Origin of the sequence: Stutzerimonas sp. FeSN7 (genome assembly GCF_030263795.1) — a bacterium.
GTDB classification, from domain to species: Bacteria; Pseudomonadota; Gammaproteobacteria; order Pseudomonadales; family Pseudomonadaceae; genus Stutzerimonas; species Stutzerimonas stutzeri.
On the sequence record NZ_JARPMN010000001.1, the window covers coordinates 1,145,774 to 1,171,047 of the forward strand.

Annotated in this window: 24 protein-coding genes; 13 read left to right on the top strand and 11 right to left on the bottom strand. The window is 66.7% G+C overall.

From position 1 onward, the window contains the following. Window positions 1–74: 74 nt before the first annotated feature. A complete protein-coding gene (locus P5703_RS05230; RefSeq protein ID WP_019405257.1) occupies window positions 75–1,319 on the bottom strand; it encodes a M20/M25/M40 family metallo-hydrolase in 1,245 nt (414 codons plus the stop codon). Between the two features lie 124 nt (window positions 1,320–1,443). Between P5703_RS05230 and P5703_RS05235 the strand changes: the two genes are divergently transcribed. From P5703_RS05235 to P5703_RS05250, 4 genes are all read left to right on the top strand, one after another. After that, the gene (locus tag P5703_RS05235) at window positions 1,444–1,887 is read left to right on the top strand and encodes an HIT family protein (RefSeq protein WP_013983560.1); all 444 of its coding nucleotides are present in this window, start codon (window positions 1,444–1,446) and stop codon (window positions 1,885–1,887) included. 108 nt (window positions 1,888–1,995) lie between these two features. Then, on the top strand, window positions 1,996–3,003 hold the full coding sequence (locus P5703_RS05240; protein ID WP_279641229.1) for an ABC transporter substrate-binding protein: 1,008 nt from the start codon (window positions 1,996–1,998) through the stop codon (window positions 3,001–3,003). Continuing rightward, window positions 3,000–3,761, top strand: a complete 762-nt coding sequence (locus tag P5703_RS05245; RefSeq protein ID WP_045632400.1) for an ABC transporter permease — start codon at window positions 3,000–3,002, stop codon at window positions 3,759–3,761. The genes P5703_RS05240 and P5703_RS05245 overlap by 4 nt, the downstream gene beginning before the upstream one ends. Continuing rightward, window positions 3,754–4,398, top strand: a complete 645-nt coding sequence (locus P5703_RS05250) for an ABC transporter ATP-binding protein (RefSeq protein ID WP_045632399.1) — start codon at window positions 3,754–3,756, stop codon at window positions 4,396–4,398. Before P5703_RS05245 ends, P5703_RS05250 begins: the two co-directional genes overlap by 8 nt. A 5-nt stretch (window positions 4,399–4,403) precedes the next feature. Here P5703_RS05250 and P5703_RS05255 read toward each other — a convergent pair whose 3' ends face one another. The 3 genes from P5703_RS05255 to P5703_RS05265 form a co-directional block, all read right to left on the bottom strand. Beyond that, on the bottom strand, window positions 4,404–5,669 hold the full coding sequence (locus P5703_RS05255; RefSeq protein ID WP_045632398.1) for a DUF445 domain-containing protein: 1,266 nt from the start codon (window positions 5,667–5,669) through the stop codon (window positions 4,404–4,406). Window positions 5,670–5,839: 170 nt separating this feature from the next. Then, complete coding sequence (locus P5703_RS05260) at window positions 5,840–6,238, bottom strand: hypothetical protein (protein WP_011914030.1); 399 nt, start codon at window positions 6,236–6,238, stop codon at window positions 5,840–5,842. A 128-nt stretch (window positions 6,239–6,366) separates the two neighbouring features. Continuing rightward, window positions 6,367–8,382 carry a methyl-accepting chemotaxis protein gene (locus P5703_RS05265; RefSeq protein WP_425090074.1) on the bottom strand — a complete coding sequence of 672 codons (2,016 nt, stop codon included), beginning with the start codon at window positions 8,380–8,382 and terminating at the stop codon, window positions 6,367–6,369. Window positions 8,383–8,553: 171 nt separating this feature from the next. Here P5703_RS05265 and P5703_RS05270 point away from each other — a divergent pair, with 171 nt between their 5' ends. From P5703_RS05270 to P5703_RS05280, 3 genes are all read left to right on the top strand, one after another. After that, the gene (locus P5703_RS05270; protein WP_020306956.1) at window positions 8,554–8,742 is read left to right on the top strand and encodes a hypothetical protein; all 189 of its coding nucleotides are present in this window, start codon (window positions 8,554–8,556) and stop codon (window positions 8,740–8,742) included. A 50-nt stretch (window positions 8,743–8,792) separates the two neighbouring features. After that, window positions 8,793–9,002 carry a hypothetical protein gene (locus tag P5703_RS05275; protein ID WP_014597330.1) on the top strand — a complete coding sequence of 70 codons (210 nt, stop codon included), beginning with the start codon at window positions 8,793–8,795 and terminating at the stop codon, window positions 9,000–9,002. An 85-nt stretch (window positions 9,003–9,087) separates the two neighbouring features. Then, window positions 9,088–9,675: a LysE family translocator gene (locus P5703_RS05280; protein ID WP_279641231.1), complete on the top strand. Its 588-nt coding sequence runs from the start codon at window positions 9,088–9,090 to the stop codon at window positions 9,673–9,675. Here P5703_RS05280 and P5703_RS05285 read toward each other — a convergent pair. Continuing rightward, a complete protein-coding gene (locus P5703_RS05285) occupies window positions 9,672–10,520 on the bottom strand; it encodes an AraC family transcriptional regulator (RefSeq protein ID WP_243364306.1) in 849 nt (282 codons plus the stop codon). The two genes, P5703_RS05280 and P5703_RS05285, sit on opposite strands and share 4 nt — an antisense overlap. A 113-nt stretch (window positions 10,521–10,633) precedes the next feature. On the opposite strand from P5703_RS05285, the gene P5703_RS05290 reads away from it, so the two are divergent. Next, the gene (locus P5703_RS05290) at window positions 10,634–11,059 is read left to right on the top strand and encodes a hypothetical protein (RefSeq protein WP_048329646.1); all 426 of its coding nucleotides are present in this window, start codon (window positions 10,634–10,636) and stop codon (window positions 11,057–11,059) included. A gap of 9 nt (window positions 11,060–11,068) precedes the next feature. Here P5703_RS05290 and P5703_RS05295 read toward each other — a convergent pair whose 3' ends face one another. Continuing rightward, window positions 11,069–11,419 (bottom strand): DUF6746 family protein, encoded by a 351-nt coding sequence (locus P5703_RS05295; protein WP_279641232.1) that lies wholly within the window; start codon window positions 11,417–11,419, stop codon window positions 11,069–11,071. A gap of 450 nt (window positions 11,420–11,869) precedes the next feature. On the opposite strand from P5703_RS05295, the gene P5703_RS05300 reads away from it, so the two are divergent. Beyond that, window positions 11,870–13,489 (top strand): methyl-accepting chemotaxis protein, encoded by a 1,620-nt coding sequence (locus P5703_RS05300; protein WP_279641233.1) that lies wholly within the window; start codon window positions 11,870–11,872, stop codon window positions 13,487–13,489. Between the two features lie 115 nt (window positions 13,490–13,604). Further along, window positions 13,605–14,612, top strand: coding sequence for an alpha/beta fold hydrolase (locus tag P5703_RS05305; protein WP_279641234.1), 1,008 nt, complete (start codon window positions 13,605–13,607; stop codon window positions 14,610–14,612). A 26-nt stretch (window positions 14,613–14,638) separates the two neighbouring features. On the opposite strand, the gene chrA is transcribed toward P5703_RS05305, so the two are convergent. The 4 genes from chrA to P5703_RS05325 form a co-directional block, all read right to left on the bottom strand. Further along, on the bottom strand, window positions 14,639–15,982 hold the full coding sequence (gene chrA, locus P5703_RS05310; RefSeq protein ID WP_232102361.1) for a chromate efflux transporter: 1,344 nt from the start codon (window positions 15,980–15,982) through the stop codon (window positions 14,639–14,641). A gap of 7 nt (window positions 15,983–15,989) precedes the next feature. Then, a complete protein-coding gene (locus P5703_RS05315; protein WP_260465245.1) occupies window positions 15,990–16,934 on the bottom strand; it encodes a chromate resistance protein ChrB domain-containing protein in 945 nt (314 codons plus the stop codon). A gap of 73 nt (window positions 16,935–17,007) precedes the next feature. Then, entirely contained in the window at window positions 17,008–17,934 is a 927-nt protein-coding gene (locus tag P5703_RS05320; RefSeq protein ID WP_125841657.1) for an alpha/beta hydrolase, read from the bottom strand. A gap of 135 nt (window positions 17,935–18,069) precedes the next feature. Next, window positions 18,070–19,296, bottom strand: coding sequence for an MFS transporter (locus P5703_RS05325; RefSeq protein WP_125919438.1), 1,227 nt, complete (start codon window positions 19,294–19,296; stop codon window positions 18,070–18,072). A gap of 351 nt (window positions 19,297–19,647) precedes the next feature. Between P5703_RS05325 and P5703_RS05330 the strand changes: the two genes are divergently transcribed. Continuing rightward, window positions 19,648–21,669, top strand: coding sequence for a methyl-accepting chemotaxis protein (locus tag P5703_RS05330; protein ID WP_125919437.1), 2,022 nt, complete (start codon window positions 19,648–19,650; stop codon window positions 21,667–21,669). Window positions 21,670–21,711: 42 nt separating this feature from the next. Here P5703_RS05330 and P5703_RS05335 read toward each other — a convergent pair whose 3' ends face one another. Further along, a complete protein-coding gene (locus P5703_RS05335; protein ID WP_279641235.1) occupies window positions 21,712–23,559 on the bottom strand; it encodes an SLC13 family permease in 1,848 nt (615 codons plus the stop codon). A gap of 235 nt (window positions 23,560–23,794) precedes the next feature. On the opposite strand from P5703_RS05335, the gene P5703_RS05340 reads away from it, so the two are divergent. Together P5703_RS05340 and P5703_RS05345 are read left to right on the top strand one after the other, a co-directional pair. Continuing rightward, window positions 23,795–24,751 carry an alpha/beta hydrolase family protein gene (locus tag P5703_RS05340; protein WP_045632391.1) on the top strand — a complete coding sequence of 319 codons (957 nt, stop codon included), beginning with the start codon at window positions 23,795–23,797 and terminating at the stop codon, window positions 24,749–24,751. Continuing rightward, window positions 24,748–25,224, top strand: coding sequence for a GreA/GreB family elongation factor (locus P5703_RS05345; protein ID WP_014597326.1), 477 nt, complete (start codon window positions 24,748–24,750; stop codon window positions 25,222–25,224). Before P5703_RS05340 ends, P5703_RS05345 begins: the two co-directional genes overlap by 4 nt. The last annotated feature ends 50 nt before the right edge of the window (window positions 25,225–25,274 follow it).

Genomic DNA, 25,274 nt, shown 5'->3' on the forward strand with positions numbered 1-25,274 from the left:
CGTAGCGCAGGCCGTCTGGCCCGCGCTTCGTGACGCCATCCCGGCAAGGGGAACCGCCAGCCGCTCGCCGCCTGCTAGGGCGCGTCGGTGGACAGCGCGCGGATCATCGCCGTGGTCAGGTAGAGCCGCGGCGCGATGCTGGCCAGTTCGATGTACTCGTCCTCCGAATGCAGCCCGGCACCGACCACGCCCATGGTTTCCAGCACGGCCGGCTTGTCGCTGCCCGGCACATAGGCATAGCCGGCATCGGTGCCGAATCGCATGGCGATGGGTTCGATGCGCTGGTCGATCTCGCTGTACAGGCGCTGGGCGGTCTCGGCCAGGCGCTTGGACGCGGAATTTTCCGCCAGCGGCGGGCGACCCTTGTCGATGCGCAGTTCGACCTGGGTGTCATCGATCAGCCGGTTCTGAATGATGCGCTGGCCGTCGGCGAGCACTCGCTCGGTCTCAGTGAGGTCCGAGTAACGCATGTCCGCCTCGGCGCTGGCCTTGTTGGGAATGATGTTGCGCTTCTCGCCGCCGTCGATCATGGTCCAGCTGACCGTGGTGCCCTTGTCCGCATCTCCCAGATCCTTGAGCTGCACCAGCTGGTGCGCCAGCTCCAGGATGGCGTTGCGTCCATCTTCCGGTGCGGAGCCTGCGTGGGACGATTTGCCCTTGACCTCCAGCATCACGGCGTTGATGCCATTGGTGGCGGTGGTTACCGCGTCGCGATCCGGCGGTTCGTAGGAGAAAACGTAATCATGCTTGCGGGCGAGTTCGGCGATCAGTGCCTTCGAGCCCGCCGAGCCCATCTCCTCGTCCGGATTGAACAGCACAGTGATCGTGCCGTAGTCGTCGAACTGCTGGTCGCGCAGCAGCTTGAGCGCATGCAGGATCATCGCCACGCCGCCCTTGGCATCGGCGACACCCGGCCCGTAGGCGCGCTGCCCGTCCATGCGGAACGGGCGTTCGGCGGCGCTGCCTTCGGCGAACACGGTGTCGTAATGGATCATCAGCAGGAAGTTCTTGCTGCCCTTGCCCTGCAAGGTGGCGACGATATTGTCCCCTACCGAGGGCGTGGCCGGTCGGGTGCTCACCTCGGCCCCCAGTGCCTGCAGGCGCTCGACCAGCATCTGGCTGACCGTGGCCAGACCCTTTTCCTGGCCGGTGCCGGTATCCACGGCTACCAGCTGCTCGACGGTTTCGAGATAGGCCGGCTGTTCGGCTTTCGCCTGTTTCAACAGTTCGGCGGGTTCGATTTCGGCAGCCACGGCGGTCACAGACGACAGGCAGAGTGCGACTGCGGCGGCAAGCGGGGCGATGGCGCGGACGTGCATCGGGAAGACCTCGGATCGCGGGGGGTGTTCAAGCTCAGAGCCTCGCCGTTGGCACAACGTTCAGCGTTTCACCTCGCCTGGAGAGTGCTAAGGTCTGCTTTTTCCACTTGTCGGAGAACTCCCGGTGTCCCTGACCACGACCTACGATCCGCAGAACATCTTCGCCCAGATCATTCGCGGCGACGCCCCCTGCTACAAGCTCTACGAGGACGACGACGTGCTCGCCTTTCTCGATCTGTTCCCGCAGTCCTTCGGCCACACGCTGGTCATCCCCAAGCGCTCGGCGGCCTGCAACATCCTCGACGTGGACAGCGAGGCGCTGGCCAAGGTGATCAAGGTGGTGCAGAAGCTGACCCGGGCCATCGTCGCCGAGCTCGAGCCCGACGGCGTGCAGGTCGCCCAGTTCAATGGCGCGCCGGCCGGGCAGACGGTGTTCCATATCCACATGCACATCGTGCCGCGCTACGCCGGTGAAGGGCTGGGCATCCACGCGGCGGGCAAGGCCGATCCGGCGGAGCTGGAGAAGCTGCAGGCGCGCCTGCTGCAACGCATCGCCACCCAGGCCTGATCGCGGCGCCGGCCATGTCGGCGGCCGGCGCGCTTCGCGACCATCGCAGCAGCAAACAGGCACCAAAGTACAATTCGTGCCCGCCGGGGGGCTTCGTACCCTGCGGGCATGATGCCTCCCACGCTCGTCCTCGTTCGCCGTATACAGCATGCCTTCAGCGCCTGCAGCAGGTGGCTGCGGTTCGGCGTTCTGCTGAGCATCGCCGTGCTGCCCTGGTGCGCCCGCGCCGAGGCGTTGCCGGTGCTCACCCTGAGCGTGCTGCAGTTCGGCACGCCACACTGGGAGCTGGAACACCTCAAACGACGTCAGCTGGACCACGCCAACGGCTTCGAACTGAAGGTGCGCCTGGCGGCCGACGTGCCGGCGTCGCGCCTGGCATTGTCCAGCGGCAGTGTCGATGGTGCGGTGAGCGACCTGCCCTGGGCGCAGGCGCGGCATGCGGCGGGCAGCAGCTATCGCTACCTGCCGTTCTCCTCGCAGCTCGGTGAAGTGCTGGTGCCGGCCGGCAGCACGATCCGCACGCTGGCCGATCTGCGCGGCAAGCGCATCGGCGTCGCCGGCGGGCCGGACGGCATCGGCTGGCTGCTGCTGCGACGCGCCGCGGCGGAGCAGGGCATCGATCTCGCCAGGGAGGCCCGCGTGCAGTACGCCGCGCCGCCGCTGCTGGGCCAGGCGCTGCGCCGCGGCCAGCTGGATGCGCTGCTGACGTTCTGGCATTTCTCCGCGCGCCTGCGTGGCGAGGGCGGGGTGCAGACTGCCTTCGGCCTGGCCGACCTGCTGGGCGATCTGCAGCTCGATGCGCAGTTGCCGGTACTCGGCTATCTGTTTCCCGAACCCTGGGCGCAGGCCAACGAAGCGTTGCTGCAACGCTTCGCCAGCGCACTGCGCCAGAGCAAGCACGAGCTCGCCAGCGAACCGGCGTACTGGCAGGCGATCCGTCCGCTCATGCGCGCCGAGGATGAGGCGGTGTTCGCCGCGCTGCGCGACAGTTTCGTCGCGGGCATTCCGCAGCCGCTGGATGCCGCACGAATCGCCGACCTGCAGCGGCTGCTGGTGCTGACCGGCAGCGATCCGGCTCGGCTGATGCCGGCCGCGCTGTTCCAGAGCGCACCATGAGCGGCTCGCGCTGGGCCTGCTGGGTGGCGCTGCCGTTGGCGCTGCTGCTCTGGGCCGGCATCGCACTGGTGGTGCAGACACCGTTGCTGCCCACGCCCGCCGCTGTGCTCGATACCTTCTGGCAAGCGCTGCAGAGCGGCGAGCTGCCCGAGCACCTGCTGGTGACCTTGCGCCGAGTGCTGATCGCGTTTGCCCTGGCTATGGCGCTGGGCACGCTGCTTGGTGTGTGGATGGGCCGCTCGCGGCTGGCCAATGCGCTGCTCGATCCGCTGCTGGTGCTGTTTCTCAACCTGCCGGCGCTGGTCACCATCATCCTGCTCTACGTCTGGTTCGGCCTGGTGGAAGCGGCGGCGGTGCTGGCGGTGGTGGTCAACAAGGTGCCGAACGTGGCGGTGACTGTGCGCGAAGGCGCCCGCAGCCTAGACCCCAAGCTCGAGCAGATGGCGCGGGTCTACGGCTTCGGCCGCTGGCAGCGCATCGCCCACGTCTGGCTGCCTCAGCTGTTCCCCTACCTGATGGCGGCCACCCGCGGTGGGTTGGCGCTGATCTGGAAGATCGTGCTGGTGGTGGAGCTGCTCGGTCGCTCCGACGGCATCGGCTTCCAGCTGCACATGGCCTTCCAGGTGTTTGACGTGGCAAGCATCCTCGCCTACAGCCTGGCGTTCATCGCCGTGGTGCAGCTGATCGAGCTGGCCCTGCTGCAACCGCTCGAACGCCGCGCCTCCGCCTGGCGCGAAGCGGGCGTGCGCCATGCTTGAGCTGCGCCTGAATGGCCCCGCCGCCGGCCACCCGGTGCTCGGTGTGATCGAGGGCCGGGTGTGTGCCGGCGATCGCATCTGCCTGCTCGGGCCTTCCGGTGTCGGCAAGACTACGCTGCTCAACGCCATCGCCGGCCTCGAGCCGCGGTTGAGCCCAGGCGTGCAGCAGCGTGCCGGGTTGCGCATCGGCTATCTGTTCCAGGAACACCGGCTGCTGCCCTGGCGCACGGTGCGGCAGAACCTGGCACTGGTCGGCGCCAGCCCGGCCGACATCGAGCGGCTATTGGCCGAGGTGGGGCTGGGTGGCGCGGCCGACAGCCTGCCGGATCAGCTCTCGCTGGGCATGGCGCGCAGGGCGGCACTGGCGCGCTGTCTGGCGATCGAGCCGGATCTGTTGCTGCTCGACGAACCCTTCGCCTCGCTGGATGCCGAGCGCGCCGCCGAGCTGCGCGGCCTGATAGCGCGGCTGCTCGATCGGCACCCCGGGATGGCGATGATCTGCGTGACCCATGACCCGCGCGATGCCGACTACCTGGCCAACCGCCTGTGGTACCTGGTCGGCCGCCCGGCAACGCTGCGCTGCGATGAGCCGCTGGCGGCTGGTAGCCAGAGCGGCGCGCCGCTGCGTCGGGCCTGAACCCTTCAGCCTGCCACCAGCTGCGTCAGCGCATGCAGCACCAGTCCGACCAGGCCACCGACCAGGGTGCCGTTGATGCGGATGTACTGCAGGTCCTTGCCGACGCTCTGTTCCAGCTGCTCGACCAGTTCGCGGCTTTCCCAGTTCTCCACGCGCTGAGCGATATAGGCGCCGATCTGCCCGCGGTAGCGTTCCAACAGGCCGGGGGTGGCCGCCAGCAGTTGCTCGTTGATCCAGTTGCGCATGGACTCGTCCGCCGCCAGGCCGTCGCCGAGGCCGCGGCAGAGCGCGACGATACGCCGACCGATGCGCGAATCGTCGCGGGCCAGGTCGCTTTCCAGCCAGGCTGTGAGTTCCTGCCAGAGGTTGCCGAAATAGGCGCTGGTGGCCGGGTGTTCCAGCAGTTGGGCGAGGATGCGCTCGACCTCCAGGGCGTAGTGCGGGTCCTGTTCCAGGCGCTCGATGTATTCGCCGACGTGCTCGTCGAAGCGCTGGCGGATCAGGTGTTCGGGATCGGCAGCGATCTCGGCGATCAGCGCGGACAGGCCGTCGACGAACTTGTTGGCCGACCAGCCGCTCACCGGCCGGCTCAGGCCGAGATAGCGCAGGGTGCGGATTTCCCGGCTGATGGCGTCGGCGACCAGCGCGCGGGTCTGTTCGTCCTGCATGATCGAGTCGAGGCGCAGCAGCAGTTCGTCGAGCATCGCCTGATGGCGCCCCTGGCTGGTCAGCACGCGCAGTGCCTGGGCCAGCGGCGGGGCGAGGTCGAACTTGCGCACGCGGCCGATCACCTTGGCTTCGACAAAGGCGCGCACGCGCTCGTCATGCAGCGCGGCGATGCCGAAATGCGCGACCCCGGTGAGCCGGCGGCCGACCGCTTCGGCATTGCGTGGATGGCGCAGCCAGCCAGCCAGGCGCGAGGCGAGGTCCAGCTCCTGCAACTTGGCGAGCACCAGCGGCGTGGCGAGGAAATGGGTGGTGATGAAGCTCGACAGGTTGCGGCCGATGCGCGCCTTGCTGCGCGGGATGATTGCCGTGTGCGGGATCGGCAGGCCGAGCGGGTGACGGAACAGCGCGGTGACGGCGAACCAGTCGGCGATGGCGCCGACCATGGCGGCTTCGGCGAAGGAGGCCACATAGCCCCAGGCCGGGTGGACGGTCTCGAAACGGGTCGCGACGATGTACAGCAGGGCGGCCAGCAACAGCAGCAGGCCGGCGACCAGCTTCATCCGCGAAACCGGTGACTGCCAGGCGCTGATCAGCGAACGCATGCGGTTCCTCGTGTCGATGGTGAGCGTGTGTGCAGTAGACAGCAAAGCAGGGATGGCGGTCGGTACGCGATGCAGCTCTGCAGGATAGGCTCAGCAGTTGGCTGCGATGCTTCGGTGGGCTGAGCCCACCTCTGGGGCATGAAGCCGTGAGGTGGGCGTCGCCTCGTGGATCAGACCTCGTCTTCTTCCTCGCGGATCAGCACGTACTGGCCTTCGGCGTCGTTCAGGCAGTCCCAGACATAGAACATCGAGATCTTGCCCGGGCTTTCGGTGACCGCGGCATAGTCGCCGGGCACGGCGGTGAAATAGACCCCGGAATCGGGTGCCGCCTGACAGGCGATGCGGGCGACGACGAAGGCTTCCGGCGCGGTGCCGTCGAAGTAGTCGTCGCGATCCTTGGCATCCCATTCGGCCGGCGCCTGGAAGGGGCCGGTGATGACGATGCGTGCGTCTCCTAGGTCCTGCTCTTCCGCTTCCTCGTCATATTCGTCGGGGCGGTAGAGGGTGCATTCCAGAGCGTCCGGGTTTTCGAGAATGGCCGCGCGGGATTGTGGGGTGAGTGTCTGCATGGAATCTCCGACTGCGGTTGGGTGAGCTGGCAGTGTGGTGGAGCGCAGCGGGTAGCGCAATCGGTTGGATGGTCGCGCCCGCCTGCGACGCCGTCCCGCGCGGCGTCACAGGCGCTGCCTGGCGAGGGCTAGGCGCGAAAGCGCTCGACCTGGGTGCGCAGTTCGGCTGCCAGCTTGTCCAGCTCGCCGGCGGTGCCGGCCAGGTTGGCGACCACCTCGCGCTGCTCCTGGTTGGTCAGTGCGATGCTCTGCAGGTTGCTGCTGAGCAGTGTGGCGGTACTGCTCTGCTCCTGGGTCGCGGTGCTGATGGCGCTGAACTGCTCGTCGGCACTGCGGCTCTGGTCGTCGATCAGGGCGAGCACCTCGGCCACCTTGGCGTTGCGCTGCAGGCCGTCGTCCATCAACCGCTGGCCCCGCTCCATGGTGCTCATGGCGTTGCCGGTTTCGGCCTGGATCTGGCTGATCATGCCGGTGATGCGGTCGGTGGCTTCGCGGGTGCGCGAGGCCAGGCTGCGCACCTCGTCGGCGACCACGGCGAACCCGCGACCCTGTTCGCCCGCCCGTGCAGCTTCGATGGCCGCGTTCAGGGCGAGCAGGTTGGTCTGTTCGGCGATGGCGGTGATCACCCCGACGATGCTGCCGATCTCCTGCGAGCGCTTGTCGAGGCTCTCCACCACGCGGGCGGTACCGCTCAATGCCGTGGCGATCTGCGCCAGGGCCTCGGATGCCTCGTCCATGGCGGCACGGCCGACACGGGTCTGCTCGGCATTGGCGCGCGCCACGCGCTGGGTGTCGCGCATGTTGTCGGCGATGTTCAGCGAGGTGGCGCTGAATTGCTCCACCGCACCGGCCATGCTGGTGATCTCGCCGGACTGCTGCTCCATGCCTTCATTGGCGCCGCCGGAAAGCCCGGCCAGCAGTTGCGCACGCTGGCTGACCTCACCCGAGGCGCCGCGGATACGCGACACCATGCCCGACAGCGCGTCACCCATGCGGTTGAAGCTGTCCGCCAGCTGGCCGATCTCGTCGCGGCTGTGCACGTCCAGGCGGACGCTGAGATCGCCCGCACCCAATGCCTGCGCCTGCTGCACCACGGCAGCCAGCGGCTTGAGCTTGTGCCGCAGCAGCCAGATGGTCGCGGCAACCGCGAGGATCATCGCCAGCAGGTTGCCAATGGCCAGCCGGGCGCCGATGCTCCAGGTCACGTCCTGTATCTCGGCCGCCGGCATGCTCGCCAGCACGGTCCAGGGGCCGCCTTCGAAGAGGGTCGCGACGCTGTAGATTTCCTGGTCGGCATCGCTCCAGTAGCCGCCCGTGCCGTTCTGGCTGATCAGCTCGGCTACCGTTGCAGCGGCCTGGTCGGCCTGCCGCAGATTGGCCGGCGCGACCAGCCATTGGCGTTTTTCGTCGAGCAGCGCGAGCGAGCCGGTTTCGCCGATGCGAAAGCGCGCCAGGTTGTCGAACTGGATCCGTTGTGCGTCGGTGTAGTCGAAGCCGACGAACAGCACGGCGATCACCTGGCCGGCAGGGTCCTTCACCGGCGTGTACTGAGTCATGTAGTGCCGGTCGAAGAGGAACGCGCGGCCGATGTACTGCTTTCCACTGAGTAGCAGCGGATACGCCGGGTGCTGTCGGTCCAACAGGGTGCCGATCGCGCGGCTGCCGTCCTGCTTGGTGACCGAGGTGCTGACCCGCACGAAGTCGTCGCCCGTGCGCGCGAACACGGTGGCGACACCGGCGGTCATTTCGCGGAAGTCGTCGACCACGCTGAAATCGTTGTTCAGTGGCGCGCCTTCATGCATGAGCGCTGGCGTCATGACGCCGCCGACGTCGATACGGTGGTCGGTGGCGAGCTGCAAGCCATCGCTGAAGCGCTTTTCGAACAGTCCGCTCAAGCGCTGGGTGTTCTCGCGCAGGGTGCCGTGGAAGGTCGCCAACTGATCGGCCAGCAGCCGTGCTTCGCTGGCCAGATGCTGCTCCCGGGTGTTGAGGTTGGATGCGCTCAGCGAGCGAAGCGCGAAGACGGTGCTGCCGGTGATGACCACGGCAAGAATGAGCGCAAGCGCCAAGCCGAGTTGCGAGGCGATTCGAGCACGAGGCTGCTGCAAGGGATCTCCTGACCGAGCAGAAAGGATGGAAGGCATATGCTCGATACATTCGACGCTATCGGCTTGGCGACATCGATCTTTAGACGCTGCGACGGGCGTGTTGTGTGGCCTGCACCGGCTTCGGACCACCGGTAGGCCGTGCCGCGAACGTCACGGCTTTTGCCGCCTCCAATCGATACCGAGCCACCACTGACAAGCGAGGCAGGCGTGAAAACAGACGAGCTGCAGGCGGGCGAGGAGCCCGATGTGACCATGACCGACTCCGGCGAGAAGAACCCTGGCGAGGATCCGGATTTCGACGACAAGCCGACCCGACTGGACAACCCGGACGAGCCAGAGGTGCTGTCGGACGATCCGGACATCCAGGGCATCGACGGCTCCAACCAGCCGAGCTAACGCCCCAACGACCCGCCTGTGGCGGGCCGTCCCTACGCGAGGACATATGCATGGACATCTATCAAGTCAGACCCACCACGGTGGGCTGGGAGCTGGAAGACCAGCAATCCCATGAAACCGTGCTGCGCACCCTTACCAAGGACGAGATGTACAGTGCCCTGGACGCCTTCATGGATGGCCGCACAGCGTCGGTGGAGGTCATCGGTCGCGACGGTGAGGTGGAGGAAGAGCGGCCCTATCCGGGCAGTCATCACCTGTAATGCGGCAGGGCAATTTCCTTCAATAAGGCGATCTCCCGCGCCGGGTAGCCTGCGGCCTTCCTAATCCAGGCAGGCACCGCTTCTCATGGAACTCTATCTCTCGATGGCCGCCTTCGCCCTGGCGTCCTCCATCACGCCCGGGCCAGTCAATCTGGTAGCGCTGAACTGCGGTGCGCGGTTCGGCTTGCGTGCCAGCGGCCGACACATCGCCGGCGCCACCCTCGGTTTCACGCTGCTGTTGCTGCTGATCGGACTCGGCCTGTACGAGTTGCTGGAACGCGCCCCGGTATTGCTGCGCGGCATTCAGTGGGGCGGTGTGGCCTTCCTGCTCTACATGGCCTGGCGCCTGGCCGCCGATGACGGACGACTGCAACCTCAGAGTGCCACAAGTGGCCCCTCGCTTTTGCAGGGTGCGCTGATGCAATGGCTCAACCCCAAGGCCTGGCTGGCGTCGGTGGCTGGCATGGGGCTGTTCGCGGCGAACGGTGATCTGCTGCGGATCTGGCTGTTCGCCGGCCTCTACTTCCTGATCTGCTACGCCTCCATCGCCTGCTGGGCGGGCGCCGGCGCCTTGCTTGGTCGCTATCTGCAGGAACCGGCGCGGGTTCGCTGGTTGAATCGGAGCATGGCATTGCTGCTGGCCGCCAGCGTGCTCTATCTGCTGCTGGGCTAGTGCCGTGCGGCTCTGGCGACACGGTCGCGGTACTGCCCGGGAGTCGCCGCCAGCTGGCGTTTGAAGGTGCGCTGGAAGTGCGCCTGATCGGCGAAACCCGCGGCCAGGGCCACCTCCGCCAGCTCGCGCCCCTGGCGCAGCCAGTGCTGGCTGCGCTGGATGCGGCGGTTGAGCAGATAGGCGTGCGGGGTCATGCCGTAGTGCTGCTTGAAGGCGCGGATCAGGTAGGACGGCGACAATCCGGCGGCCTGGCAGATGTCCTCCAGGCGCAGGGCCTGGGTGCAATGCTCGGCGATATAGTCGGCGGCGCGCCGCAGCTGTCGCAGCGGCTCGCTGGTCGCCCCGCGCGGCGCCGGGGCCAGCGTCTGTTGCAGCTGGGTGAAGAACTCGACCGCGAGACTCTGCTTGTGCAGCGTCTCGCCCTGCGGATCGGTCAGGCAGGCATGAAGCTGCGTCAGCGCACCGAACAGCCGCGGATCGACGCTTTGAATGGCGGCATAGGGCACGAAGCGGCCATCGCTGCTGGCCCCCAGCTCGTGTTGCAGCGCCCCCAGCCAGTGCGCATCGACATAGAACATCAGGTACGACCAGGGCTGGCCGTCGATGGGGTTGCAGGCATGCACGGTCTGCGGATTGATCAGCACCAGGGTGCCGCGGCTGATCCGTGCGCGGGCGTCACCGTTGAAGTAGGTGCTGGCGCCGGCAGTGATCGCGCCGATGGAAAAGGTCTCGTGACAGTGCGCGGCATAGCAGACCTTGCGGCCATCGGCGACGGCGCGCGCTTCCAGGAAGGGCAGGGCGTCGTCGCGCCAGAAGCGGGGTTGGTCGTCGTCCGGGTTGTTCACGTTGTGCCTGCCGTCATCGATACGAAACTGGGGTCTGACTCTAGCAATCATCCGCCGCTCTGGCATGCTCGATCGTCCGGCTCGCCGCTTCGTCTTCCGCACAAGGAGTTCCCATGCGCCCGTTGCTTGTCTTCACCGCACTGCTTTCGCTGGCCGGCTGCTCGTCGTGGCAGCCCGATGCCGAGGACATCGAGCCGGTGCCGGCCGAGCGGGTGCTGGCCTATCAGCAGCCGCTGGAAAACGGCGGCGAAGTGGTGGTGACGCGGGATTTCGGCCTGCGCGGCGGCGGCTGCTACATCGCCGTGCTGATCGATCGCCAGCTGGCGGCACGCATCCATGTCGGCGAGGTGGTGCGTTTCCAGGTGCCGGCTGGCGCGCGGATCGTCAGCATCGGCACCGATCCGCTGGATGACACCCTGTGCGGCAAGCTCAGCCTGCGCCGCGAGAAGCTGGCGCAGGTGCAGGCGGGCCAGACACTGGAGTATCGCGTCATCAGCGACAACCGCATCGGCTTCGACATCATTCCGGTCGCGCCATAGCCCGCAGGGTTACTTGATCACCTTGCGCGCGGTCTCGAGGTATTCGTTGCCGTAGCGCTTAACTTCGGCGGCGTTCTGCGCCTCGGAGGCGATATGGATTTCCTCGAGGGTGTCGGTCAGGCCATCCACCTCCTCGTTGATCTTCTCCAGCGCGTCCTTGAGCGTGTAGGTCAGCTCGTGGATCTGCGCGAGGCTCTCCGGCGTCAGGCCCTGGGCCATGGCCTGTTCCAGCCGGCTGTTGTACTCGGAGAAGTTCTTCACCGCCTCGGCCAGGTTGCGTGACGGTTGCGCGTCGGCGATGGCGTGGCTGGCGATCAGGCTGGACAGCGCCAGCACGGCAGTCTGGATGAGTGTTTTCACGACAGGTCCCATGGGTCGAAAGATGGGGCGCGAAGGTATCACTTGGCCATCTGCGCGACGTGCAGCAGCGCACAGTCTGCGCTGCGCCATTAGTCGCATGCCGGCGATGCGCCGGGCTCGTCCTGACCATGCCGAAGCGTTCGGAGGGTGATGCTGTCGAGTCCCCGTCAGGTCTCTGCAACGGCTCTGGCACGCCCGTTGCGAGAATTTTTTCCCTAAAGCGCAGAGGCGATCGGCCGATAGCGGTTTGCTGCTGGCCGTTCGCCGCTATCGGTGCCAGCGCTCGGGGATTCAACAACAACTACCTCGTCCCGTCTCCAGGATTGCAGGGTTCCGCAAGGGAACCGCAGGCCGGCACTGCCTCGTGTCGGCATGAACCAGTCGAACCTGTTGCCTTACTTGCCAATTTGCCACGCCTTCGGCGCCGGCATGCCATATGGAAAAGAACGAATGATGCAGCAACTGACTATCCGAGCCCGTCTGTTGATCCTGATCGGGGCAATGCTGAGCGCCTGTCTGGTCATCGGCCTGAGCGGGCTGAACGCGCAGCAGCGCAGCGTCGCCGGCCTCAACACCGTTTACCTGGACCGCGTTGTGCCGTTGCGCGACCTCAAGCTGATCGCCGACCTCTATGCGGTGAAGATCGTCGACGCCACGCACAAGACGCGCAGCGGGATGCTCAGCTACCAGCAGGCGCGTGATGACGTGCGGACCGCGCGGGCCGAGATCCGGCGGCTCTGGGGCGAGTACATGAACACCAGCCTGATTGACGCCGAGCGGCAGGCCTCCGCCCGCATCGAAGTGCTGATGCAGAAGGCCGACGCACCGCTGGACGACCTCGAACGCATTCTCGACCGCCACAGCGAAAAGCGCCTGGCCGCGTTCGTCATCAACGATCTGTACCCGCTGATCGACCCGATTTCCGAGGGCTTCAGCGAGCTGATCGGCTTGCAACTGGGCGAAGCCAAGGGCGAGTACGAGCGCGCTCTGGCGCTCTACCAGCGCAATCGGGTGCTGAACATCGGTTTGCTGCTGGTCATGCTGATCGGCGGCGGGATTTTCGCCATGGTCCTGCTGCGCAGCATCAGCCGGCCGCTGGAAGCGCTGAAGCAGGCGGCAGCCTCGGTCGCCGCAGGTGACCTGAGTCGTACCATCGAGTGCCGCGGGCGTGACGAGATCACCCAGGTGCAGCAGTCGATCCGGCAGATGCAGCAGACCCTGCGCGACACCCTGCAGGACATCCAGGGCTCGGCCACGCAACTGGCGTCCGCCGCCGAAGAGCTGCATGCGGTCACCCAGCACACTGCCCAGGGCATCCACCAGCAGAACGAAGAAGTGCAGATGGCCGCGACTGCGGTCACCGAGATGTCGGCGGCGGTGGATGAGGTGGCCGGCAACGCCAACCGCACCTCCGATGCCTCGCGTGATGCCGAGACGGTCGCCGATGCCGGCCGCCGACAGGTCACGGCGACGCGCCAGACCATTCACCAGCTCAGCGATCGGCTGCAGGAAAGCGTCGGCACCGTGACGCGGCTGGCCGAGGAAGCGGCGAGCATTGGCAAGGTCGTCGACGTGATCCGTTCCATCGCGGAGCAGACCAACCTGCTGGCACTCAACGCGGCCATCGAGGCGGCGCGCGCCGGTGAGGCCGGGCGAGGTTTCGCGGTGGTGGCTGACGAGGTGCGCAACCTGGCGCAGCGCACCCAGAGTTCAACCCAGGAAATCGAGCGCATGATCGGCGCGATCCAGAGCGCCACCGAGCAGTCGGTGCACGATATGCAGCAAAGCAGCGAATTCGCCGCGCGCAGCCAGGCCATGGCCGACGAGGCGGATCAGGCGCTGGGGCTGATCGCAGAGCGGGTCGGGCAGATCAACGAGATGAACCTGGTCATCGCCAGTGCCGCCGAGGAACAGGCACAGGTGGCCCGAGAGGTGGACCGCAACCTGGTAGCCATTCGCGACATTTCCGAGCAGAGCGCCACCGGCGCGCAGCAGACTTCGGTGGCAAGCGACGAGCTGGCGCGGCTGGCCACGCAGCTCAACCGGCTGGTGGGGCGCTTCCGCCTCTGAAGCAATTCGCCGCGGACGCGGCCGGGACATGCGCTGTCGCAATCCGGTCGCGAACCCGGCAGCACGAATGCATTCCTATGTACGGAGCTGTCTCACCGAACAGAGGAGTCGCCCCGTGAAAACTGCCGTGTCCGCTCTGGCGCTTGCCGCCGGCCTAACCCTGAGCCTGCCAGTACTGGCCGAAAGCCGGACCAGCTATGGCCCGCAGCTGGAAGGATTCAGCTATCCGCATCCGCTCAAGCACTATCGTTTCGAGTCCCAGGGCAAGCCGATGCAGATGGCCTACATGGACGTTGCGCCGACCGGCCAGGCGAACGGCCGCACGGCGCTCCTGCTGCATGGCAAGAATTTCTGTGGCGCGACCTGGGAGCGCACCATCGAGGTGCTCAACGAGGCCGGCTACCGCGTAATCGCCCCTGATCAGGTCGGTTTCTGCAGTTCGAGCAAGCCCGAGGGCTACCAGTTCAGCTTCGCCCAGCTGGCGCACAACACCCAGGCCCTGTTGCAGCAGGAGGGCATCGACCAGGTCAGCGTCATCGGTCATTCCATGGGCGGCATGCTGGCCGCGCGGCTGGCGCTGAGCTATCCGCAGCTGGCCGAGCAGCTGGTGCTGGTGAACCCCATCGGACTGGAGGACTGGCAGGCCGAAGGCGTGCCCTATGCACCCATCGATCAGCTTTACCAGGCCGAGCTGAAGACCGATTTCGACAGCATCAAGGCCTACCAGCAGAAGTTCTACTACAACGGCAACTGGAAGCCGGAGTACGACCGCTGGGTCGCCATGTTGGCCGGCATGTACGCCGGCGAGGGCAAGGAGCGGGTGGCCTGGAACCAGGCGCAGACTTCGGAAATGGTCTTCACCCAGCCGGTGATCCACGAGTTTCCCCGCATCAGCACACCGACACTGCTGCTGATCGGCGGCCTGGACCGCACCGCGCCTGGCGCCAACCGGGCGCCGGACGAGGTCGCCAAACGCCTGGGTAACTACCCGGAACTGGGCCGCCAGGCCGCCGCCATGATTCCCCAGGCCAGGCTGGTGGCCTTCCCGGACCTGGGGCATTCACCCCAAGTCGAGGCGCCGGAAGAATTTCACCGTGCCTTGATCGAAGGATTGCAGCGTTGAGCGATTCAGCTGAGTCGCCGGATGGCTTATCTCAGCAGATGCACCGCCAGGCCGGCCACAGCGCAGGCCAGCAACACCTGGATCACGCCACGCTTGTAGCGGAACAGCGCCACGGCTGCACCTAGCGCGATCATCGCCGAGGGCCAGTCGAATCTGCCGGCGAAGCCCTCTGGCCAGAGCACGTGGTAGCCGAAGAACAGCGCCAGGTTGACGATCACGCCGACCACCGCGGCCGTGATTGCGGTGAGTGGGGCGGTGAACTTGAGCTGGCCGTGAGTCGACTCCACCACGGGGCCTCCGGCCAGAATGAACAGGAACGACGGCAGAAAGGTGAACCAGGTGACCAGACACGCTGCGAGGGCGCCGGCGGCAAATGCCTGGTCGGCAGCGAAGACCGGCTGCACGTAGGCGCCGACGAAGCCGACGAAGGCCACCACCATGATCAGCGGGCCGGGCGTGGTTTCGCCCAGCGCCAAGCCATCGATCATCTGAGTCGGGGTCAGCCAGGCGTAGTGCCCGACTGCACCCTGGTAGACATAGGGCAGCACCGCATAGGCGCCACCGAAGGTCAGCAGCGCGGCCTTGGTGAAGAACCAGCTCATCTGGGTGAGTGTGCCGCCCCAGCCGAACAGCGCCATCAGCAGAGCCATCGGCAGTATCCAGAGCACGGCGCCGATGCCGAGCAGCGCGATCAGGCGAGGCCAACGAAAGCGCGCATGGGCAGGTGGTGGGGTGTCGTCATCGATCACCGCCGGGCCATAGGATTTGTCCGCCGCCGCATGGCCACCGCCAAGGTTGAACTGGCCGGGGGCGAAGCGTCCGCCCAGGTAGCCGACCAGGGCAGCCCCCAGCACGATGAGCGGGAAGGGCACGTTGAGCGCGAAGATCGCCACGAACGAGGCGCCGGCGATAGCCCACAGCCAGCCGTTCTTCAGTGCGCGCGAGCCGATGCGGTGGGCTGCATGCAGCACGATGGCGGTCACGGCCGGTTTGATGCCGTAGAAGATCCCGGCGACCAGCGACACCTCACCGAAGACAAGGTAGATCCAGGACAGCAGGATGAGGATCAGCAGCGACGGCAATACGAACAGCGCACCGGCGACGATTCCGCCCCAGCTGCGGTGCAGCAGCCAACCGATATAGGTCGCCAGTTGCTGCGCCTCCGGGCCGGGCAGCAGCATGCAGTAGTTGAGTGCGTGGAGAAAGCGCCGTTCGGAGATCCAGCGACGCCGCTCCACCAACTCCTGATGCATGATCGCGATCTGCCCGGCCGGGCCGCCGAAACTGATGAAGCCGAGCTTGAGCCAGAACAGCAGCGCCTGCCTGAAACTCACGGGCTCGCTACGCGGTTTTGCCGAGTCGGGTTGCATGCTGTTGTCATTCATCGGTCTGCGTTTCCACGGCAAAGGCCGCCAGCAATCCATCGAAGATGGCGCAGGCGGCGTCCAGTAATTCGTCGTCGCTTTCCAGGCTGGCTCGCAGGCCGGCCAGCACTCGCTCCACGCCCGCGGCTTCGGCAGGCTGGGTGCCGCCGATGTCCAGGTAGTGCACAACAGCGGCCACTCGGTCGAGCCCGGGCGCCGCCAGGGAGAAGCTGGCCTGGATGGTTTCGAACGTGACGCGGTCGCCGACATGGCTGAAGCGCGCGCCATCGAAATCAAAGCCCAGTGCCTCGCTCGGGCAGGCTTCGGGCGTCGGTAACCAGAGGATGCGCGCCGCGGGGTCGATAAAGCGCCTGATCAACCAGGCGCTGGCCAGGCGGTCGACCCAGGGTCGGCAGCGGGTGGCCCATGTGCGTCCCTTGAACTCGTGCAACGACAGCCGTTCCAGCGCCTGTTCCTGGCTGCTCGGCTCGTCGCGTGAAAGCGCCCGGCTGATGGCCAGTTCCAGCTCGCGCAGTTTGGCGTCGGCCTGCTGCTGCGCCGCATCCGGGAAAAAGTCGATCTCCGTGAGTTGGGCGTAGGCCTTGCGCAACTTGCGCGCCTGGCGCGTCAGCGACAGCGCGGTCTCCGGCGTGACCTGGATGAGCTGAGCGTCGGCCTCGGCACGCAGGCTGGCGTACTCCGACGCTCTGGAAAACAGCGAGACGAAGCGCTCGCCCTGGGGATCGCACACCGGCAGAACGCAGGCATAACCTTCGCCGCCGAGGATGTCGCGCTCGACACGGGACATGCTTTCGCGACAGGCTGGCTGATCCGGTAGTAGGTAGACGCCGTCGCGCAATGCCGCAGCGCCGGCTGCCTTCAGTGCTCGCCAGGCGCGCATGCGTTCGGCGGCATTCGATGTCGGCAAAGCCAATATCAAACAGAGCCAATGAATCACTGTAGAGATCTCACGTAAATGTGTGCGAACTCTACATCACTTGTCGATAGTCAGCAGCGTATTGCTGCCGAATCTAATCGCGGCTGGAGATCTCCACCGACGGCTGACTGGCGGACTTGAGTAACGCCTGCAGTGCCCTGGCGTAGGCGCTGGGTGCCATGCGCAGGCTGTTGTTGTGCGTGGCGCCCTCCACCAGCAGCAGCTCCTTGGGCGGGCGTGCGGCTTGGTAGAGCTGTTCGCTGAAGCGTGCCGGCACGTAGCGGTCATCGGTGCCGTGCACCACCAGCAGCGGCATGCCGATGCGGTCGATCTTGTCGATCGAGTCGAATTTCTGCGACAGCAGCCAGCGCACCGGCAGCGTGGTGTCGGAAACCACCGTCGCCACGTCGGCCAGCGAGGTGAAGGTCGATTCGATGATCAGCGCCCGCGCTTGCGGCGGGCTGTCGCCGCGCTCGGCCTGTTCGCCAAGCTCGGCAGCGAGGTCCACGGCCACCGCGCCGCCAAGGGAGTGGCCGTAGATGAAGCGTTTGTCCGGGTCCGGTTGCAGCGCCTTCAGACGTTCCCAGCCGACCCGTGCGTCGGCGTAGACGCTGCGTTCGGACGGCAGCTCGCCCAGGCTCTGGCCGAAGCCGCGGTAGTCGATGGCCAGCACCGAGAACCCCAGGTTGCGCAGCTGCTCGAGACGGAACAGATGGCCGGTGAGGTTCCAGCGCACACCGTGCAGGTAGAGCAGCGCGGGAGCATCGGCATCGGCCGCCGGCCACCACCAGGCGTGGATGTTCTGCTGGTTGCCGAAGGTCGAGTGCGTCAACTGCAGTTCTTCGACGCCGCGGGGCAGGCCGCTGAACCAGGACGCGTTGCCCGGCTCGATGCGAAATACCAGTTCGCGTTCCTTCTGCGCGAGCACCGAACAGCCGACCGGCAGGCCAACGGCGATCATGGCAACCAGCAGCAGGCAGAGCCGGCGGGCCTTGCTGCGGAACAGGAAGAAACGCTGCAAGGGCGTTCACCTCGACGATCAGAAAGCCATAGATGGGACCCGCTTGCCGGACGATCTGCAAGATGGGTCGTCGCAGCACTGATTACTGCATGTTGCGCGCCAGGCTGGAGGCCGCTCGCCAGGCGAAATTCGGCATCAGGAACAGCAGGCGGCGCTGCGGGCGTCGGCCTCCTGCTCGCTGCGTTGCACCTTCCAGGCCCAGGCGAACACCAGCAGGCCGCCTACGGCCGTCGCGGCGCCGATATAACCGGTGGAGGTCCAGCCGAGTCCGGCGGTGATCGCCAGACCGCCGAGCCAGGGTCCCAAGGCGTTGGCGATGTTGAAGGCGGCATGGTTGGAGGCTGCCGCCAGGGTCTGGGCATCCGCCGCGACGTCCATCAGATGGGTCTGCAGGGCCGGTGACAGCGAGACCATGGTGCCCACGGCGAATACCGCCGGAAAGATCGTCCACACCGAGTGCGCGGCCAGCGGAAACACCAGCAGCACCAAGGCGCTCCACAGCAGGAGCCAGGCGACCGCCTGGAAACGCAGGCGATCGAACAGCCAGCCGCCGAACACGTTGCCGACGATGCCGCCGAGGCCGAAGGCGGCCAGGGCGAAGGGAATCCAGCCGGCATTGACGCCGGTGACTTCCAGCAGGGTCGGCGCCATGTAGCTGAACACGCAGAACATGCCGGCGAAGCCGATGGAGCTGATCGCCAGGGCCAGCCAGACCTGCGGCCGATTGAAGACGCGGATCTCGTGCAGCGGGCTGTTTCGCGGCTCGTCGCGGTTGAGCGGCAGGAACAGCGCCACCAGCAGCACCGTCAGCAGGGCGATGGCACCGACCAGGGCGAACGCGTAGCGCCAGCTCAGCCACTGCCCGAGCCAGGTGGCCAGCGGGTTGCCGATCAGGATCGCCACAGTCAGGCCCATCAGCACCCGCGCCACCGCCTGGGCGCGCTTGTCCGGCGGCACCATGGAGGCGGCCACCAGCATTGCCACACCGAAATAGGCACCGTGGGGCAGGCCGGTGACGAAGCGGGCGATCATCAGGGTCGGGTAGTCGGGCGCCAGGGCACTGGCGAAGTTGCCCAAGGCGAAGAAGCCCATCAGCAACAGCAGCAGGTGCAGGCGGTACAGCCGCGAGCCGAGGATCGCCAGCAGCGGCGCACCCACCACCACGCCCAGCGCGTAGGTACTGATCACGTTGCCCACCTGGGGTTCGCTGATGCCAAGGCCCTCGGCCACATTGGGCATCAGGCCCATGATGGCGAACTCGCCGGTGCCGATGGCAAAACCGCCCATGGCCAGGGCCAGTTCGATCAGCAGCACGGCTCGGGCGGAAAGGGGCGGAGTCGCTGCGGTGGCTGGCGCCGTCATGGATACCTCGTCACGTCGAAAGGGGCGGCATTATTCACGCTTGCGGGCTCAGGTAAAGCCCGACTGCCAAAGAAGGAGATCACAGGGTGGTGGGATTGCATCGGCGCGCCGGAGTTCGACCCTGGGGAGGGCGGCGTGCGGGTCCGAGGCGCGGAATCGGATAATTGGATGGACGGTTGGCTGACGCCGGTTTTTTAACCCTCGATCTTGACTTTGGTCAGGGTGACCGAGAGGTCGCCTCCGTATTTTGCGCGCCAAGTCTCATCTCGTTCCGATCATCCAGTTAGCCCTGCCTCGAGCGGGCGACTCGGCCGGCTTCGAGAGGCATCTCGTATCGACCAGGACAACCCCATGAAACTCGTGTTTTCCCCCGCCGAACTGCTGATGAACCGGCTCAATTATCCGAGCAAGTTCGCCCTGATCGGGCTCTTGGTGTTCCTCGCCTTTGCCAGCCTGATGTGGACCATCGCCAGCCAGCTCAACCGCACCATCGAGCGCGCCGAGAACGAACTGGTGGCTTCCGCTCTGGCGCGACCGTTATCCAAACTGGTGGAACTGACCCAGCAGCACCGCGGCGTGTCTGCGATGCTGCTGGGCGGTAACCTGGGCATGGCCGATCGCCGAAGCGCGCTGCAGGCCAATGTCGATGGCGCGACGGCGGAGCTGAACCGTGTGCTGGCCGACGACAAGCGCAGCATGCGCGAATGGCAGGACATCGGTCGCGGCTGGGACGAGATCAAGCGGGACGTAAAGGGCTGGTCGCAGGCACAGAGCTACCAGGCGCACACCGCGCTGATCGGCCAGTTGCTGAACTTCCAGACGCTGCTGTCGGACGCCTACGGCCTGACCTTCGATCCGGAGCCGCAGACCTACTACCTGATGACCACGGCGGTCAGCCGCCTGCCGTTTCTGATCGAGCGGCTCGGCCGCCTGCGCGGCAGCGCCTCGGCGATGCTGGCCAAGGGCGCGATCAGCGACGAGCAGCGTACCGCGCTGATCGTCATCACCGAGGAAATCCGCTCGGCCACGGTGGAGATGGAACGCAGCATGGAGAAGGTCATCGCTCAGCGTCCGGAGCTGCAAGTACAGCTCCAGCGGGCAATGGCGACGCTGCGCGAGCGTGGCGAGGCGGTCGACCGGGTGGTGCAGGGCATGGTGCTGCGCGGCGATTTCACCAGCACCTCATCCGCGCAGTTCTTCGACATGACCACCGAGGCGATCGGCATTGCCTACACGCAGATGTACGACGTGCTGCTGCCGAACCTGGATCAGCTGCTGCAACAGCGCATCGATGACGCCCGGCAGATGCTGCACGGCAACCTCGCCGTGCTGCTGGTGGTGCTGGCGGTGATCGGCTACCTGTCGGTGGGCGCCTACCTGTCGGTAATGACCAGCATCCGCAGCCTGCGCGAGGGCAGCGAACGCCTCGCCGCCGGCGATCTCACCGCCACAATCGAGCTGGCGGCACGCGACGAGCTGCGTTACGTGGCCGGCAGTTTCAACGACATGGCCGGCGCCATGCGCGCGCTGATCGGCAGCATCAAGAGCAACTCCGACCATGTGGCCGATTCCGCGCGTAGCCTGGCGACCGCCTCGGGGCAGATTCATGTGGCATCCCAGTGCCAGAGCGATGCGGCATCGAGCATGGCCGCGGCGGTGGAGCAGATGACGGTCGGCATCGAGAGTATCGCGCGCAATGCCGGCGAGGCCGACGCGCTGGCCCATCGTTCCGGCGAGCTGTCGCGCCAGGGCGGCGAGATCGTCGCCGCAGTGGTCGAGGAGATCAGCCAGATCGCCGTCTCGGTGAGTGATTCGGCGCGTACGGTCGCCGAGCTGGGCGAGCGCTCCGGGCAGATTTCCGCGATCGTCGGGGTGATCGGCGACATCGCCGCGCAGACCAACCTGCTGGCGCTCAATGCGGCGATCGAAGCTGCCCGTGCCGGCGACCAGGGCCGAGGTTTCGCCGTGGTGGCCGATGAGGTGCGCAAGCTGGCCGAACGCACCGCCAACTCCACCAAGGAGATCGCACAGATGGTCGCGGCCATCCAGGAAGGCACCGAAGGGGCGGTGCAGGGCATGGAGCAGGGCGTGGCCAAGGTCAACGAGGGCGTCGCCCGGGCCCAGCGCGCCGGCGAAGCCATGGGCGGCATCCGCGAGGCGGCCAATCAGGTGCTGTTCACCGTGGCGGAGATTTCCAACGCGTTGCGCGAGCAGAGCGCGGCATCCGCCGAGATCGCCCAGAAGGTGACCACCATCGCCCGCATGGCCGAGGAAAACGGCGAGGCGGTGGGCAGCAACCACCACACCGCCAGCCGCCTGAGCGAACTGGCCGGCACCCTGCTGGGCAACGTCAGCCGCTTCAAGGCCGGCTGACCGGCGAGCTGCAACGGCACCGTCCGGTGCCGTCATTGCGGTTCAGAGTGGCCAGATCCAGAGAATCGCCGGCACCGCGCAAAGCACCACCAGAATCGACAATGGCAGTCCCAGCCGCCAGTAGTCGCCGAAACGGTAGCCGCCGGGCGCCATCACCAGGGTGTTGGACTGGTGGCCGATGGGGGTCAGGAAGGCGCAGGAGGCACCGATCGCCACCGCGATCAGGAAGGGGTCGACCGAGGCGTCCATGCCGCGAGCCAGGCTGATCGCCACCGGCGCCGCGAGCACCGCAGCAGCGGCATTGTTGACCACGTTGGAGATCAGCATCACTGCCACCATCAGCAGCGCCAGGGTCGCAGCCGCCGGCAACGACTGCCCCAGCTCCAGCAGGGCATCGGCGATCAGTTGCGAGCCTCCCGTGGTTTCCAGCGCCTGGCCCACCGGCAGCATCGCTGCCACCAGCACGATCACCGGCATGTCGATGCTCTCGTAGATGCGCCCCAGCGGAATTAGCCCGACCAGGATCATCACCAGCGCGCCGGTAACCAGTGCGGTGGCGGCCGGCAGCAGGCCGAAGGCGATGCTGGCCAGGGTGATGGCGAAGATGGCGCTGGCCAGCATCACGTTGCGCGGGGTGGTGATGCTCAGTCCGCGCGACGCCAGCGGCAGGCAGCCCAGGCTGTTCAGGCTCGACTGCAGGGCATCCTCACGGGCCTGCAGCAGAAGGATGTCGCCGGCGGCGAAGCGAATCTCGCCGAGGCGCTGGCGCAAGCGCTGGCCCTGGCGAGCCACGGCCAGCACGTTGACGCCGTGGCGCTCGCGCAGGTCGAGGCCGCTGGCGCTGGTGCCCACCAGCATGGAACCCGGCGAGACGATGGCCTCGGCCAGGGTCAGTTCGCCGTGCCGGCTCTTGTGGTTCTTCTCGGCCTTCTCTTGCTCGACGGCCTGCTCGGCGGCCTCCTGCTCGTCGCGGGCCTTGTTCTCCTGCTCCTCGACATCGGCCGCCAGCTCGACGCCGGTGACATCCAGCAGCGCCTTCAGACTGTCGGAGTCGGCCTCCACCAGCAGGATGTCGCCTTCGCGCAGCACCTCGTAGGTCGACGGCATGCGCTGGCGCTCGTCGCCGCGAATCAGCGCGATGACCTGCACATCGGCTTCATCCTCCACCGCGCCGATCAGCGCGTGCAGCGTGCGGCCCGCGTACTTGCAGCCTTCCGGCACGCGAACTTCGGTGAGGTAGGCGCTGATCTCGAACAGATCACCGTTGCCTTCCTGCTCCTGGCGCCGGGGCACCAGTCGCCAGCCGAGCAGGGCGATGAACAGCACGCCGGCCACCGTCACCGCCGCGCCCACCGGCAAAAAGGCGAACATGCCGAACGGCGCCTCGCCGGCTTCGGCGCGATAGCCGGCGATGATCAGGTTGGGCGGCGTGCCGATCAGCGTCAGGGTGCCGCCGAGCAGCGAGCCGAACGCCAGCGGCATCAGCAGGTAGGATGGCGAACGGCCGCTCTGACGCGACATCCAGATCGCCACCGGCATGAACAGCGCCAGCGCGCCGACGTTGTTCATGAAGCCCGAGCTCAGCGCGACGATCCCGGTGAGCGCCGCCACCTGCGCCCAGGGCCGCTCGCCGACCTGCATCAGCCGGCGCGCCACACTGTCCACCACGCCGGCATTGAGCAGACCGCGGCTGAGCACCAGTACCGCGGCCACCGAAATCACCGCCGGATGCCCCAGGCCGGCGAATACCTCCTCGGCCGGCACCACGCCGGTCAGCGCGCAGGCCAGCAATGCCGCGAGGGCGACCAGGTCGTAGCGCCAGCGATTCCAGACAAACAGCACCAGCGTCGCCGCCAGCACACCAAAGACGATCAGCTGTTCGCCGGTCATGTACTTCTTCTCCGATCCGCCAGGACGCCACGGCACATCGGCGCCGGCGTCGGGGCAGCAAAAATCATGGGAACAGTCATCGCGAGTGCCCGTGCGAGGCGGGCGGCCGTGCCGTCACATGGGGGCTGCGGCCGTAATAACAGACTGCCAGCCCGGTGCAAGGTGCCGGCAGGTTATGGCAAAAATCCGCGGCGCCGGGCAAGGTGGCTGCACAACAATTCGAAAGGTCCTTGCCATGCCTGAATCCGTTGCCCTGCACTGCACGGACGGTTTCACCCTCGCGGCACAGCTCTGGCGGCCTGCCGGTGCCGAGCGCGGCGCGGTGATCATCAGTTGCGCCACCGGTGTGCTGTCGCGCTATTACGCACGCTACGCGAACTTTCTTACCGAGCACGGTTTTGCCGCACTGACCTACGACTTTCGCGGCATCGGCGGGTCGAGGCCGCAGCGCCTGCGCAGCATGAAGATGCGCTGGCGCGACTGGGGCGAGTACGACTTCGATGCTGCGGTGCGCTTCATGCGTGAGCGCGAGCCGCACGGGCTGCTGGTGGCCGTGGGGCACAGCGCCGGCGGCTTCATGCCGGGCTTCGCCGAGGCCGCCGGTGAGGTGGACCGTTACCTCAACGTCGCCGGGCAGTATGCCTACTGGCGCGACTACGCCGCCGAGCGGCGCCTGCAGATGTACGCCAAGTGGCACCTGTTGATGCCGGCGATGACCCGCCTGGTCGGCTACTTTCCCGGTCGCCGTCTTGGCTGGCTGGAAGACCTGCCGGCCGGTGTCGCGCTGGAGTGGTCCCAGCGCGGTGCGCGACTGGAAGACAGCTATCCCCGTGAAGAACATCCGCTGCTGTTCAGCCGTTTCGGTGCGGTTCGAGCGCCAATTCTGGCGGTAAGCACCAGCGACGATGAATTCGCGACCCCGGCGGCCATGCGCCGCGGGCTCGGCTATTTCCGCAACAGCCCGCGCCAGCTGGTGCAGCTCAATCCTCGCGCGATGGGCTTCGAGCGCATCGGCCATTTCGGTCTGTTCCACGACCGGCATCGCAATGGCTTCTGGCGCGAGTCGCTGGAATGGATCGCCGAGGGCCGCAATCCCTGGCTCGCCGACGAAGTGATCGAGCCCGGCGCGGTTCCTGAGGGCGACGGTGCCATTCCCTTCGGCGCGTCGGCGGGCTATAAGCCTCGCCCATGAACAAGAGCGCCCTTCAGCAGCAGATCATCGCCACCCTCGAAGCCGACCGCGAGGTGGCCAAGGCCGTACTGGCCGCGACCCACGAGGCTGCCACCCATGCCGAGAGCAAGGCCGAGAACAAGTACGACACCCGCGGTCTGGAGGCGGCCTATCTTGCCGACGGCCAGCGCCGCCGCCTGCATGAGATCGAGACAGCGCTCGCCGCCTATCGCAACCTGCAGGCAGGCGTCAGCTCCGATGGCAGGGTGCGGGTCGGTGCGCTGCTCTGCCTGGATCACGACGGCGCCGAGCGCTGGTTCTTTCTCGGTCCGGATGCGGCGGGGTTGAAGCTGCAGCATGACGGGCGGGAGATCCTGGTCATCACGGCGCGTTCGCCGCTGGGCCAGGGGCTGCTCGGCCGCGAGGTGGGGGACGAGGTGGAACTGCGCGTCCATGGCCAGCTGCAGCGCTACGAAGTGCTGCAGATCGCATAGCGCCGGCTATTAGGGGCTGATGCCCGCCCAACGGGTGCAAGTGGGTTTCT

Coding starts and splice junctions, on each gene's coding strand:
- P5703_RS05230 (WP_019405257.1), bottom strand. CDS start 1,319: ATGCACGTCCGCGCCATCGCCCCGCTTGCCGCCGCAGTCGCACTCTGC.
- P5703_RS05240 (WP_279641229.1), top strand. CDS start 1,996: ATGATGCCTCCCACGCTCGTCCTCGTTCGCCGTATACAGCATGCCTTC.
- P5703_RS05245 (WP_045632400.1), top strand. CDS start 3,000: ATGAGCGGCTCGCGCTGGGCCTGCTGGGTGGCGCTGCCGTTGGCGCTG.
- P5703_RS05250 (WP_045632399.1), top strand. CDS start 3,754: ATGCTTGAGCTGCGCCTGAATGGCCCCGCCGCCGGCCACCCGGTGCTC.
- P5703_RS05255 (WP_045632398.1), bottom strand. CDS start 5,669: ATGCGTTCGCTGATCAGCGCCTGGCAGTCACCGGTTTCGCGGATGAAG.
- P5703_RS05260 (WP_011914030.1), bottom strand. CDS start 6,238: ATGCAGACACTCACCCCACAATCCCGCGCGGCCATTCTCGAAAACCCG.
- P5703_RS05265 (WP_425090074.1), bottom strand. CDS start 8,382: ATGCCTTCCATCCTTTCTGCTCGGTCAGGAGATCCCTTGCAGCAGCCT.
- P5703_RS05275 (WP_014597330.1), top strand. CDS start 8,793: ATGGACATCTATCAAGTCAGACCCACCACGGTGGGCTGGGAGCTGGAA.
- P5703_RS05280 (WP_279641231.1), top strand. CDS start 9,088: ATGGAACTCTATCTCTCGATGGCCGCCTTCGCCCTGGCGTCCTCCATC.
- P5703_RS05290 (WP_048329646.1), top strand. CDS start 10,634: ATGCGCCCGTTGCTTGTCTTCACCGCACTGCTTTCGCTGGCCGGCTGC.
- P5703_RS05300 (WP_279641233.1), top strand. CDS start 11,870: ATGATGCAGCAACTGACTATCCGAGCCCGTCTGTTGATCCTGATCGGG.
- chrA (WP_232102361.1), bottom strand. CDS start 15,982: ATGCAACCCGACTCGGCAAAACCGCGTAGCGAGCCCGTGAGTTTCAGG.
- P5703_RS05325 (WP_125919438.1), bottom strand. CDS start 19,296: ATGACGGCGCCAGCCACCGCAGCGACTCCGCCCCTTTCCGCCCGAGCC.
- P5703_RS05330 (WP_125919437.1), top strand. CDS start 19,648: ATGAAACTCGTGTTTTCCCCCGCCGAACTGCTGATGAACCGGCTCAAT.
- P5703_RS05335 (WP_279641235.1), bottom strand. CDS start 23,559: ATGACCGGCGAACAGCTGATCGTCTTTGGTGTGCTGGCGGCGACGCTG.
- P5703_RS05340 (WP_045632391.1), top strand. CDS start 23,795: ATGCCTGAATCCGTTGCCCTGCACTGCACGGACGGTTTCACCCTCGCG.
- P5703_RS05345 (WP_014597326.1), top strand. CDS start 24,748: ATGAACAAGAGCGCCCTTCAGCAGCAGATCATCGCCACCCTCGAAGCC.